Raw genomic sequence first — 12,582 nt, 5'->3', positions numbered from 1 at the left:
AAGATCTTGGCGGGACCGGGCCTTCGGCGTTGTGTGCTGACGCACAAAAGGGCGAGGCCCCCAGAAGAACTGGGGGCCTCGCCCTGAACGCTGCCGACGCCTAAGGCGTGGAAACGGCCGTCAGTTGTCGTCCTCGTCGATGAGGAAGCCACGCATCGGCGACGGGGCCTGCTGCATGGGCTGCGGGGCCTGCGGCCGCACCGGCGCCATCGGCTGGGTCATCGCCGGCGACATCTGCTGCTGGCCGCCGTAGGACGGACCGGCGTTCTGCTGGTTGCCGCCCATCGACTGCTGACCGCCGTACGACGGGGCGCCCGCGCCGGCCGGTGCCATGGAAGGCGCCGGGGACGGCGGAAGGGAAGCCGTCGCCGGGGTCCGCGGCGGTGCCAGCGAGTCGTCGGCCTGGGTCTCCAGCTGACGGAGCTGCGACTCCAGGTAGGACTTCAGACGCGTGCGGTACTCGCGCTCGAAGCCGCGCAGGTCCTCGACCTTGCGCTCCAGCGTGGCGCGAGCGGACTCCAGGGAGCCCATCGCCACGCGGTGCTTCTCCTGCGCGTCCCGCTCCAGGGCATCGGCCTTGGCACGGGCGTCACGCTCAAGGCCCTCGGCGCGCGAGCGAGCCTCGCCGACGATCTTGTTGGCCTCGGAACGGGCCTCCGCGATCGCCTGGTCAGCGGTCTGCTGGGCAAGGGAGAGCACGCGAGCGGCGCTGTCGCCACCGGGGCCCTGGCCGGGCTGGGGCATCTGCGGGCCGTGGCCGCCCATGGGACCACCCATGGGGCCGCCCATCGGACCGCCCTGACCCATCGGGCCGGGACCCTGCGGACCGCCCTGCGGGCCGTGCCCACTGGGTCCTGCGGGCAGCTGCGGCGCGCCACCGGGCAGCTGCGGCGGACCGCCCATCTGCTGGTGCTGCGGATGTTGCTGCTGCTGGTGCTGCTGCGGCGGCACCGGCTGCGGACCCGATATTGCGGCGGGCACGGGGGCGCCCGGACCGCGCTGGTCCTGCGGTTCCGGAGGCTTGCGCATCCCGCCCTGCTGCTGGTTCTGCGCAGCGGCGCGGGTCGCTGCTGCCAGTTTGGCGCGCAGGTCTTCGTTCTCGCGGAGCAAGCGAGTCAGTTCGGCTTCGACCTCATCGAGGAAGGCATCGACCTCGTCCTCGTCATAGCCTTCTCGGAGGCGGACGGTCGTGAACTGCTTGTTCCGCACGTCCTCGGGGGTCAACGGCATCTCTTCACCTCAACGTAGTCGTCGGCATTCGGCAAGACCGTATCGTTCACAAGCCGCTCACGACGGTGATCAGGATGTAGACGATGATCATCAGTACGAAGAAGGACAGGTCGAGCGCCACGCCCCCGAGACGCAGCGGCGGAATGAACCGCCGCAGAAGCTTGAGCGGTGGATCAGTGACAGTGTAGGTGGCCTCCAGAACGACCACCATCGCCTTGCCGGGTTGCCATGAGCGGGCGAACTGGAAGACGTAGTCCATGACCAACCGGAAGATCAACACGATGAGGAAGCACATCAGCGCGATGTAAAGCACTTGCAAGACCACGCTCATGTTCGCGGTTCCCTCTCCCCTGTTACTCGTGCTGCGTTTGCCGGTTCTGCGTTACTGCGTCACTTACGTCTCAGCTCTGGTTGAAGAACCCGCCCTCTGCGATGCGAGCCTTGTCCTCCGCCGTTACATCGACGTTAGCAGGCGACAACAGGAACACCTTCTGCGTCACTCGCTCAATGCTGCCATGAAGGCCGAAGACGAGACCGGCGGCAAAGTCGACAAGTCGCTTCGCATCCGTGTCGTCCATCTCGGTCAGATTCATGATCACCGGAGTGCCTTCGCGGAAGTGTTCCCCGATGGTACGGGCCTCGTTGTAGGTCCGGGGGTGCAGCGTGGTGATGCGGTAGGGCTCCCGCTCGGACACAACCTTGGGCATGATCACCGGTGCGTTCTTCTCCAGGCTCTGGCGTTCAGGTGTGATGGATGCCACGGGGGCGATTCGCGCCGGACGTCCGGATTCCGCGGCTAGCGAAGCGGAATGGGCGACCGGCTCACGCTGTGCGGGGGGCTGCACCACTCGTACCGATTCGTCCCTTTCAGACACGTGCGCCTGACGGGACTGGTGCGACTGGTGTGGCGGTTCATGCCGCCTGCGGTCCCGCTCGGGCTCCGGCTCGGGTTCGAACTCGTCATCGGGGTCGAACCCCGGACCGTCGTACCCATCGTCCTCCACGAGGCCGAGGTAGACCGCCATCTTGCGCATCGCGCCGGCCATGCTCTGAGTCCTCCGCTCTGTGGTGGATCGGCTGTCGTCACCAACTGCCCGCGATCCACGAGGTCTCCCCGCCCAACAGCGAGAATGACCATATTTTCTGCTGTGGTCCGACTTCTTGGCGACGTTACCCGAGCCCGGGTCGGACTCCGAGTACCGCCGTACCGACGCGCACATGTGTCGCCCCGGCCGCCACGGCCTGTTCGAGGTCCGCACTCATCCCTGCCGACACCATGTTCGCAGCCGGATGAGCCGCGCGCATAAGGGTTGAGAATTCCATCAGCCGCTCGAACGCCGCCTGTTGCCGCCCCGCGTACGGACCGGTGAGCGGCGCCACGGTCATCAGACCGTCGAGCCGCAGCCCCGGAGCCTGTGCCACGAGTCCGGCCAACTCCTCGATTCCGCCGGGGCCCACGCCCCCGCGCTCGCCCCGCCCGTTCTCCTCGGCGTCGAGGGCGACCTGGATCAGGCAGCCGAGTTCCCGCTCCGCGCGCACGGCCCCCGCCGAGAGTGCCGTGACGAGCTTGGGGCGGTCCACGGACTGGACCACATCGGCATAACTGACCACAGAACGGACCTTGTTGGTCTGCAATTGACCGACAAAGTGCCAAGTAAGGGGAAGGTCCGCACAGTCGGCGGCCTTGGGGGCCGCGTCCTGGTCGCGGTTCTCGGCGACGTGCCGGACGCCGAGCTCCGAGAGGATCCGCACATCGCTCGCGGGGTAGGTCTTGGTGACCACGATCAGGGTCACCTCCTCCCGCTTGCGCCCGGCCGCCCCGCACGCCGCGGCGATGCGCTCTTCGACCTCCGCCAGATTTGCGGTGAGTTGAGACTTACGGTCCGTCATGCCCTATCAGTCCAGCCAGACATAGCCCGCGAGACGACCGGTGGTCCGGTCGCGGCGGTACGAGAAGTGGTCACCGGATTCCAGGGTGCACACCGGCGACTGCTCCCGGTCGCGCACCCCGAGCCGCTCCAGCTGGGCGTGCACCCCCGCGGTCACGTCGACCGCCGGAGTGCCCCAGCTCGTCTCGGCGTACGCCGCCGGCTCGATCGCGGCGGCATCGGCGCGCATCTCCTTCGGCACTTCGTAGCAGCGGCCGCAGACGGCGGGTCCGGTGCGGGCGATGACGCGGGCCGGGTCGGCGCCCAGCTTCACCATCGCCTCGACGGCGGCGGGGACGACCCCCGCCAGCATGCCGGGACGCCCCGCGTGAGCCGCCGCCGCGACCTTGGCGACCGGGTCGGCGAGCAGGACGGGCGTGCAGTCCGCGGTGAGGACCGCCAGGGCGAGGCCCCGGCGAGCGGTCACCACGGCGTCGACCGCCGGGATCTCGGCATCGCTGCCCCAGGGTCCGTCGACCACGACGACATCGGGGCCGTGGACCTGGTTCATCCAGACGACCCGCGCCGGGTCGATGCCGAGGGCCGTGGCGGCGAGCCCGCGGTTCGTGCGCACGGCCTGCGGGTCGTCGCCGACCGCACCGCCGAGGTTGAGCTCTTCGTACGGAACGGCGCTCACCCCGCCCCACCTGTCGGTGAAGGCGAAGTGCGCGCCGCTCGCAGTGCTGTGCCGGCTTATCACTTCAGGAAGTCCGGCACGTCCAGCTCTTCGGCCTGGCTGTCCTGGTACGGACGGGCCGGCGGAACCTGCGGCGGGGCCACGGGCGCGGACGGGGCTTCGTTGACCACGGGCGCCTCGGCGGGCTCCGGGGACGAGGGCTCGTCGTGCGACGTGACGCTGCCGAGGCCGCCGTAGGGCGAACGGGACGACTCGGCCGGACGGCTCGTGGCCGCCGGCTGCTCGTCACGCTGCTTGGCCGACGACGCCGAGCCGAGGACGGTGTCCCGCTTGGACGGTGGCTGACCGCCGTCGAAGCCCGCCGCGATGACGGTGACCCGGACCTCGTCGCCCAGGGCGTCGTCGATGACGGCGCCGAAGATGATGTTGGCCTCGGGGTGGGCCGCCTCGCTGACCAGTTGGGCCGCTTCGTTGATCTCGAAGAGGCCGAGGTCGGAGCCGCCGGAGATGGAGAGCAGGACTCCCCGCGCTCCGTCGATGGACGCCTCCAGGAGCGGCGAGGAGATCGCCATCTCGGCGGCGGCCACCGCGCGGTCGTCGCCGCGCGCCGAGCCGATGCCCATGAGGGCCGAACCCGCCTCGGACATGACCGACTTGACGTCGGCGAAGTCGAGGTTGATCAGACCGGGGGTCGTGATGAGGTCGGTGATGCCCTGGACACCGGAGAGCAGGACCTGGTCCGCCGACTTGAAGGCGTCCAGAACGCTGACCTGCCGGTCCGAGATGGACAGGAGCCGGTCGTTGGGGATGACGATGAGGGTGTCGACCTCTTCGCGCAGCTCCGCGATCCCGTCCTCGGCCTGATTGGCGCGACGACGGCCCTCGAAGGTGAACGGCCGGGTGACGACGCCGATGGTCAGGGCGCCCAGGGAGCGAGCGATGTTGGCGACGACAGGTGCGCCGCCCGTGCCGGTGCCACCGCCTTCGCCGGCGGTGACGAAGACCATGTCGGCCCCCTTGAGGACCTCCTCGATCTCCTCGCGGTGGTCTTCTGCCGCCTTGCGGCCGACTGCCGGGTTGGCTCCGGCGCCGAGGCCACGGGTGAGTTCACGGCCGACGTCGAGCTTGACGTCGGCGTCGCTCATCAACAGGGCTTGCGCGTCGGTGTTGATGGCGATGAACTCGACGCCCTTGAGACCGACCTCGATCATCCGGTTGATGGCATTGACACCACCGCCGCCGACACCGATGACTTTGATGACTGCGAGGTAGTTCTGCGGTGCTGCCACGTCGAAGGCCTCTCGCCTCGAGTTACGTGTCGCCGCCTCGCGGGATCGCGCCGCGACGACTGATGCCGAATGGGACGGTCCGAACGCCGACCCGAACCCTAACGCTGAAGTTTAGGGTTACCAGTGTGTCTGTTCCTTGGACTCTTCCGAACAGGACACTAAGTCGACAAGTGGCGCACGTTCAACGAACACGCCGAACCTCCCGTTTTTCTTTTCACCCTATGTGATCAGCCGTAGCGCTGCCGAACCAGGGTGCTGGCCTGCGACGATATGCGTCAACTCGCCGATGAAGCAGGTGCGGTGGGGACACTCACATCGAAGTGCCGTGCCTTGGGGGCGGCTTTCATCAGCGCGGTGAGTGTGCTTGCCTTCGTCCGGCCCTTCTCGCTGCTGCCCCACGCTACGGTGCGGCCGCCGCTCAACTCCAGCGAGATCGAGTCGTACGAACGGACCTTGACGACCCGCGTATCGCGGGCCACGGCGGCCGGAAGCGCGCCCGCGACCCGTACCGACTCGCGGCGCAGGCGGTGGGAGTCGAAACGGCGCAGGCTCGCCGCCGCGTTCTCCTGATCCGGCCTCAATTCCAGGAGCGGAACGCCCTTCGGGGCATGTCCGACCGTGGCGAATCGCACGCCCTTGGCGTCCACTTCGACGAACTTTCCGCCCTTTTCGATAAGCAGAACCGGCTTGCGTTCGGTCACTTTCAGACCGATTCCGTGCGGCCAGGAACGGACCACGTCGACCGAGTCGATACGCCGCAGTTTCTTGCGCAGCCGGTCCTCAAGAGCGTCGGTGTCGACCGAAATCAGGGGCGCCCCGACCGGCGCCGCGGCGGCCTCGCGCACCTCTTCGGGCGTCAGGATCCGGGTGCCGGACGTCGTCACGCGCTCCACGCGCAGCCACTGCGAGCCGTAGAACAGCCAGACGCCTCCGGCGCCGAGCAGCACGAGTGCGATCAGCGAGAGGATCAGAGTGCGCGGCCGCGGGACGCGCGGGCGGGAGCGCGCTGGGCGGGGCGGGCCGGAGTCGAGCTTCTGCCGTTCGGCGGTGGTCGGTCCGGCCACGGTCCCCTGCCTTCTTGTGCTGTTGCCGTCTAGCGCCGGCTCACCCGTTGCGGCGCGACGCGATCGCCTCGTACACCATGCCGACGAGCAGGTCGTCGGCATCCCTGCGGCCGAACTCCGATGCGGCGCGGGACATCTCGTACAGCCGGTGCGGATCGGCGAGCACCGGGAGCACGTTGCCCTGCACCCACTCGGGCGTCAGTTCGGCGTCGTCCACCAGGAGTCCACCGCCCGCCTTGACCACCGGCTGGGCGTTCAGCCGCTGTTCGCCGTTGCCGATGGGCAGCGGGACGTAGGCGGCCGGAAGCCCGACGGCCGAGAGTTCGGCGACGGTCATCGCGCCCGCGCGGCAGAGCATCATGTCCGCCGCGGCGTACGCGAGGTCCATCCGGTCCACGTACGGTACCGGGATGTAGGGCGGCATACCGGGCATGTTCTCGACGTACGGCATTTCGTTCTTCGGGCCGACCGCGTGCAGGATCTGGATCCCGGCGCGCTGGAGGACCGGAGCGACCTGCTGGACGACCTCGTTGAGCCGCCGGGCGCCCTGCGAACCGCCGGAGACGAGCAGCGTCGGCAGGTTCGGGTCGAGGCCGAAGGCGGCGCGCGCCTCCGGGCGGACCCGGGCCCGGTCGAGCGTGGCGATGGTGTGGCGCAACGGGATGCCGATGTAGCGGGAGTTGCGCAGCTTGCTGTCCGGCGTGGCGACGGCCACCCCGTGGGCGTACCGCGACCCGATCTTGTTGGCGAGGCCGGGACGCGCGTTGGCCTCGTGCACGACGATCGGCGTCCCGGTCCGCTTGGCCGCGAGGTACCCCGGCAGCGCGACATAGCCGCCGAAGCCGACCACGCAGTCCGCCTTCGTCCGCTCCAGGATCTGCTCGGCCGCCTTGATCGTGCCGCGCAGCCGTCCCGGGACGGTGATCAGCTCAGGGGTGGGCTTGCGCGGCAGCGGGACGGCCGGGATCAGCGCGAGTTCGTAGCCCCGCTCCGGTACGAGCCGGGTCTCGAGTCCACGCTCCGTGCCCAGGGCCGTGATGCCCACGGTCGGGTCCTGCCTCCGCAGGGCGTCCGCGAGGGCGAGCGCGGGCTCGATGTGGCCGGCGGTCCCCCCACCGGCGAGTACGACATGCACCGAAATTCACCGCTCTCCGGACGAACGCGCCTTGACGCGCCGTCTCATCGTGTTCCATCTCACCCGAGGTTGCCGCATGGCCAGGGCCGCCTTTGCCGCCGGGTCCTCCCGCGCGAAGGCGATGAGGAGTCCGATGGCGAACATGGTCGGCAGCAGGGCTGAGCCCCCGTAGGAGAACAGCGGGAGCGGGACACCGGCGATCGGCAGCAGACCGAGCACCGCACCGACGTTGATCACGGCCTGCGCCGTGATCCAGGTGGTCACGCCTCCCGCGGCATACCTCACGAAGGGGTCCTCCGTGCGTCCGGCCACGCGGATACCCGCATAGCCTAGAGCCGCGAACAGAGCGAGCACCGACAGTGTCCCCGCCAGGCCGAGTTCCTCCCCCGTGATGGCGAAGATGAAGTCGGTGTGCGGTTCCGGCAGTTGACCCCATTTTTCCACACTCGCGCCGAGGCCGGAACCGAAGAATCCGCCGGAGGCCAGGGCGTAGATCCCGTGCACGGCCTGCCAGCACTGGTCGCCGGGTCCTGGATCCGTGGCACCGATGCAGGCGAGCCTCGCCATGCGGTTGGGGCTGGTCTTGATGAGGATCACGCCGAGCAGGGCCGCGATCGAGAGCACCCCCGCGAAGAGCCGCGTCGGCGCTCCCGCGAGCCAGAGCAGGCCGAAAAGGATCGCCGTGAGAATGATCGCGGTGCCCATGTCGCCGCCCAGCATGATCAGTCCGAGCAGCATGAAGGCGACCGGCACGAGCGGCACGAGCATGTGCTTCCACTGGGTGAGCAGGCGCTTGTCCTGCTTGCGGGCGAGCAGGTCCGCGCCCCACAGGACGAGGGCGAGCTTGGCGAACTCACTGGGCTGGAGCTGGAAGGGGCCGCCCAGATAGATCCAGTTCTGGTTTCCGTTGACGCTGCGCCCTATCCCGGGGACCTGCACGAGCACCATCAGGAAGACGGTCACGGCGAGGATCGGGTAGGCGAGCGCCCGGTGCAGCTTGATGGGCATGCGCATGGCCACCAGCAGCAGGATCGACCCCAGTACGGCGGCGACGAACTGCTTGCGGAAGAAGTACGCGGCGGGCAGGTCCAGCTGCAGCGCCTGGATCATCGACGCCGAGTAGACCATCACCAGGCCGAGCACGGTGATCAGCAGGCTGCTGCCGAAGATGAGGTAGTACGCGGTCAGCGGCCGGTCCCAGGCGCGCTTGGCGCGGGTGTAGAACCGCCGTACCGCGTTCTCCCGCGGCGGGCGGGGTGCGCCCGCGGAACGGACCGGCGCGGGCCTCCTGGCGAGGCGCGTGGGCGCGCGCCCGCTACTGCCTGCCATCGAGACCCCCGAACGGCCACCACGACGCTGCCACGTGCCCTCCTAAGGGTGCCGGGCGCCCCCGGACCAAGGGGCCCGCGTCAGGCGCTCGCGCCGAGTTCGCGGACCGCGTCCGCGAACGCGTCACCACGCTTGTTGTAGTTGGTGAACATGTCCATCGACGCACAGGCCGGGGCCATCAGTACGGTGTCCCCCGGCTCGGCGAGCCGTGCAGCCTGTCGTACCGCCTCGGACATCGCCCCAGTGTCGGTCCGGTCGAGGTCGACGACCGGGACCTCGGGCGCGTGTCGCGCGAGGGCTTCGCGGATCAGCGCGCGGTCGGCGCCGATCAGGACGACGGCCCGCAGCCGCTTCGCCGACTTGGCGACCAGCTCGTCGAAGGTGGCGCCCTTGGCGAGCCCGCCCGCGATCCAGACGATCGATTCGTACGCGGCCAACGAGGCTTCCGCGGCGTGGGTGTTGGTGGCCTTGGAGTCGTCGACGTACGCCACTTCGGCCACGTCGGCGACGTGTTCGATGCGGTGGGCGTCGGGACGGAAGGCGCGCAGACCGTCGCGCACGGCCGTCGGCGGCACGCCGTAGGCGCGCGCGAGAGCGGCCGCGGCCAGGGCGTTGGCGATGTTGTGCGGGGCAGGCGGCCGTACGTCGGAGATCTCGGCGAGCTCCTGCGCCTGCTTCTGGCGGTCCGGCACGAAGGCACGGTCGACCAGAATGCCGTCCACGACGCCCAGTTGCGAGGGCGCGGGCGCGTTCAGCGTGAAACCGATGGCGCGGCAGCCCTCTTCGACGTCGGCACCGCGGACCAGGTCCTCGGTGGCCTTGTCCGCGACGTTGTAGACGCAGGCGACCTGATTGCCCTCGTAGACGCGGCCCTTGTCGGCGGCGTACGCCTCCATGGAGCCGTGCCAGTCCAGGTGGTCGGGGGCGAGGTTCAGGACGGTCGCGGAGTGGGCGCGCAGCGAGGGCGCCCAGTGCAGCTGGTAGCTGGAGAGCTCGACGGCGAGCACGTCGTACGTCTCGTCGCCCGTGACCACGTCGAGCAGCGAGACCCCGATGTTGCCGACGGCCGCGGTCCGCAGACCGGCCGCCTCCAGGATCGAGGCCAGCATCCGGACGGTCGTCGTCTTGCCGTTCGTGCCGGTGACCGCGAGCCACGGCGCGGCATCGGGGCCGCGCAGGCGCCAGGCAAGCTCCACGTCGCCCCACACCTCGACGCCGGCAGCCGCGGCGGCCGCGAAGAGCGGCTTGTCCGGCTGCCAGCCGGGCGTGGTGACGACGAGTTCGGTGCCTTCGGGCAGGGTGGCCCCGTCGCCGAGGCGGACGGAGATGCCCTCGGCCGTCAGCTCCTCGGCCTGCGTACGGGAGCGCTCGTCGTCGCCGTCGTTGACGACCGTGACGACGGCGCCCAGGCCGTGCAGCACGCGGGCCGCCGGGATCCCGGAGACGCCGAGCCCGGCGACGGTGACGTTCTTCCCCTGCCAGCTGGTCACTTCTTGGCTGCCCATCCTGCGTAGAAGAGGCCGAGTCCGACGATCACGCACATGCCCTGGATGATCCAGAAGCGGACCACCACAAGGACTTCGGACCACCCCTTGAGTTCGAAGTGGTGCTGAAGTGGCGCCATCTTGAAGACCCGCTTGCCGGTCATCTTGAAGGAGCCGACCTGGATCACGACGGACATGGTGATCAGGACGAACAGGCCGCCGAGGAGCGCGATGAGCAGCTCCGTGCGGGAGCAGATCGCGAGTCCGGCGAGCGCGCCGCCGAGGGCCAGCGAGCCGGTGTCACCCATGAAGATCTTGGCGGGCGAGGTGTTCCACCACAGGAAGCCGAAGCAGGCGCCCATCAGCGCGGAGGCCACCACGGCCAGGTCGAGTGGGTCTCTGACCTCGAAACACGCCTGCGGGTTGGTCAGCGTGACGGCGTTGGCGCAGGACTCCTGGTACTGCCAGACACCGATGAAGGTGTACGCGCCGAAGACCATCACGGAGGCGCCGGTGGCCAGGCCGTCGAGGCCGTCGGTGAGGTTCACGCCGTTCGACATCGCAAGGATCATGAACAGCGCCCAGACCACGAAGAGCACCGGGCCGATCGACCAGCCGAAGTCCGTGACGAACGACAGCTTGGTGGAGGCCGGGGTCTGGTTGCGGCTGTCCGGCCAGTTCAGCGCGAGCACGGCGAAGCCGATGCCGACGATCAGCTGGCCCGCCATCTTCGCCTTGGCGCGCAGGCCGAGCGAGCGCTGCTTGACGATCTTGATGTAGTCGTCGAGGAACCCGACGAGGCCCATGCCCGCCATCAGGAAGAGCACGAGGAGACCGGAGAGCGTGGTCTCCGTCCCCGTGATGATCTTCGTGAGGAAGTACGCGATGAGCGTGGCGAGGATGAAGGCGATGCCACCCATGGTCGGCGTACCGCGCTTGCTGTGGTGCTCGCGCGGGCCGTCGTCCCGGATGAACTGGCCATAGCCCTTGCGGGCCAGGAACTTGATAAGGAGCGGGGTTCCGACCAGGGTCAGGAAGAGCCCGATCACACCCGCGAAGAGGATCTGCCTCATCGGCCGGCGACCTGCCCCTCGGACGACGACGCGGAGTCATCGAGCAGCGCCGTGGCGACCCGCTCGAGACCGACCGATCTGGAAGCCTTCACCAGCACGACGTCTCCCGGGCGCAGCTCGCTGCGCAGCAGGTCGATCGCCGCCTGTGCGTCGGACACGTGCACCGACTCCTCACCCCACGAACCCTCGTTGTATGCGCCCAGTTGGAGCCAGGACGCTTCCCTGCCCCCGACTGCCACGAGCTTGCTCACGTTCAGTCGGACAGCGAGCCGTCCGACCGCGTCGTGTTCGGCGAGCCCCTCGTCACCGAGCTCGGCCATGTGACCGAGCACCGCCCACGTACGACGTCCCTTGCCCATGGACGCGAGCGCGCGCAGGGCGGCTCGCATGGACTCGGGGTTCGCGTTGTAGGCGTCGTTGACGACCGTCACGCCGTCCGGGCGCTCGGTGACCTCCATCCGCCAGCGGGACAGCGTGCCCGCATCGGAGAGCGCGCGGGCGATCTCGTCTGCGGACATGCCCAGCTCATGGGCGACGGCGGCCGCGGCAAGCGCGTTCGACACGTGGTGCTCACCGTACAGCCGCAAGGTCACGTCGCTGCACCCGGAGGGTGTGTGCAGCGTAAAGGCAGGCTGTCCGATCTCCGTGAGCCGGACATTCTCGGCACGTACGTCGGCGTCGGCGGACTCCCCGAAGAGCAGGACGCGCGCCTTCGTGCGCGAAGCCATGGCGCGCACCAGCCGGTCGTCGGCGTTCAGGACGGCGGTGCCGTCGGCGGGGAGGCTCTCGACGAGTTCACCCTTCGCCTGTGCGATCTGCTCGCGTCCGCCGAACTCACCGATGTGGGCGGTTCCGACGTTGAGCACGAGGCCGATCTTCGGCGGGGTGAGGCCGGTGAGGTAGCGGATGTGGCCGATGCCGCGCGCGCCCATCTCCAGGACGAGGAACCGCGTCTCGTCGGTGGCGCTGAGGGCGGTGAGCGGCAGGCCGATCTCGTTGTTGAGCGAGCCCGGCGTGAAGACCGTGGGCGCCTTGCTCCGCAGGACCTGGGCGAGCAGGTCCTTGGAGCTGGTCTTGCCGACGGAGCCGGTGAGCGCGACGAGCGTCGCGCCGAGCCGCTCCACGACGTGCCGCGCAAGGGCGCCGAGCGCCGCCTGCACGTCGTCGACGACGATGGCCGGTACGCCGACGGGGCGCGAGGCCAGGACGGCGGCGGCGCCCGCTTCGACCACCGCGGACGCGTAGTCGTGGCCGTCGGCGCGCTCGCCGACGAAGGCGACGAAGAGGCTGCCGGGCTCCACTTCACGGGAGTCCCTGACGACCGGTCCGGTGACCTGGACGGACGGATCCGGTATGTCGTACGTCTGCCCGCCGACGACAGTGGCGATCTCGGCGAGGGAGAGGGCGATCACA

At 69.3% G+C, this 12,582-nt stretch carries 12 protein-coding genes; all 12 read right to left on the bottom strand.

The features are described from left to right. Positions 1-120: 120 nt before the first annotated feature. The 12 genes from M4V62_RS30720 to M4V62_RS30665 all read right to left on the bottom strand — a co-directional run bounded on the left by M4V62_RS30720 (position 121) and on the right by M4V62_RS30665 (position 12,581). Positions 121-1,230, bottom strand: coding sequence for a DivIVA domain-containing protein (locus M4V62_RS30720; protein ID WP_249590440.1), 1,110 nt, complete (start codon positions 1,228-1,230; stop codon positions 121-123). A 46-nt stretch (positions 1,231-1,276) separates the two neighbouring features. Continuing rightward, on the bottom strand, positions 1,277-1,561 hold the full coding sequence (locus M4V62_RS30715; protein WP_249590439.1) for a YggT family protein: 285 nt from the start codon (positions 1,559-1,561) through the stop codon (positions 1,277-1,279). Between the two features lie 70 nt (positions 1,562-1,631). Next, positions 1,632-2,276 carry a cell division protein SepF gene (locus M4V62_RS30710; RefSeq protein ID WP_249590438.1) on the bottom strand — a complete coding sequence of 215 codons (645 nt, stop codon included), beginning with the start codon at positions 2,274-2,276 and terminating at the stop codon, positions 1,632-1,634. Positions 2,277-2,400: 124 nt separating this feature from the next. Then, complete coding sequence (locus tag M4V62_RS30705) at positions 2,401-3,120, bottom strand: YggS family pyridoxal phosphate-dependent enzyme (RefSeq protein ID WP_249590437.1); 720 nt, start codon at positions 3,118-3,120, stop codon at positions 2,401-2,403. 6 nt (positions 3,121-3,126) lie between these two features. Beyond that, positions 3,127-3,858 carry a peptidoglycan editing factor PgeF gene (pgeF, locus tag M4V62_RS30700; protein ID WP_249590436.1) on the bottom strand — a complete coding sequence of 244 codons (732 nt, stop codon included), beginning with the start codon at positions 3,856-3,858 and terminating at the stop codon, positions 3,127-3,129. Continuing rightward, positions 3,855-5,084, bottom strand: a complete 1,230-nt coding sequence (gene ftsZ, locus M4V62_RS30695) for a cell division protein FtsZ (protein WP_249590435.1) — start codon at positions 5,082-5,084, stop codon at positions 3,855-3,857. The genes pgeF and ftsZ overlap by 4 nt, the downstream gene beginning before the upstream one ends. Before the next feature lie 275 nt (positions 5,085-5,359). Continuing rightward, on the bottom strand, positions 5,360-6,148 hold the full coding sequence (locus M4V62_RS30690; RefSeq protein WP_249590434.1) for a cell division protein FtsQ/DivIB: 789 nt from the start codon (positions 6,146-6,148) through the stop codon (positions 5,360-5,362). 40 nt (positions 6,149-6,188) lie between these two features. Beyond that, the gene (gene murG, locus M4V62_RS30685; protein ID WP_160504531.1) at positions 6,189-7,283 is read right to left on the bottom strand and encodes an undecaprenyldiphospho-muramoylpentapeptide beta-N-acetylglucosaminyltransferase; all 1,095 of its coding nucleotides are present in this window, start codon (positions 7,281-7,283) and stop codon (positions 6,189-6,191) included. A gap of 6 nt (positions 7,284-7,289) precedes the next feature. Beyond that, entirely contained in the window at positions 7,290-8,612 is a 1,323-nt protein-coding gene (gene ftsW, locus M4V62_RS30680) for a putative lipid II flippase FtsW (RefSeq protein ID WP_249590433.1), read from the bottom strand. Between the two features lie 80 nt (positions 8,613-8,692). Further along, a complete protein-coding gene (gene murD / locus M4V62_RS30675) occupies positions 8,693-10,117 on the bottom strand; it encodes a UDP-N-acetylmuramoyl-L-alanine--D-glutamate ligase (protein WP_249590432.1) in 1,425 nt (474 codons plus the stop codon). Next, positions 10,099-11,169 carry a phospho-N-acetylmuramoyl-pentapeptide-transferase gene (gene mraY / locus M4V62_RS30670; RefSeq protein WP_249590431.1) on the bottom strand — a complete coding sequence of 357 codons (1,071 nt, stop codon included), beginning with the start codon at positions 11,167-11,169 and terminating at the stop codon, positions 10,099-10,101. Before mraY ends, murD begins: the two co-directional genes overlap by 19 nt. Beyond that, the gene (locus tag M4V62_RS30665) at positions 11,166-12,581 is read right to left on the bottom strand and encodes a UDP-N-acetylmuramoyl-tripeptide--D-alanyl-D-alanine ligase (protein ID WP_249590430.1); all 1,416 of its coding nucleotides are present in this window, start codon (positions 12,579-12,581) and stop codon (positions 11,166-11,168) included. The genes mraY and M4V62_RS30665 overlap by 4 nt, the downstream gene beginning before the upstream one ends. Between the last annotated feature and the right edge of the window lies 1 nt (position 12,582).

Origin of the sequence: Streptomyces durmitorensis, assembly GCF_023498005.1 — a bacterium.
GTDB lineage: Bacteria > Actinomycetota > Actinomycetes > Streptomycetales > Streptomycetaceae > Streptomyces > Streptomyces durmitorensis.
This window is presented reverse-complemented; position numbering and strand designations above follow the sequence as displayed.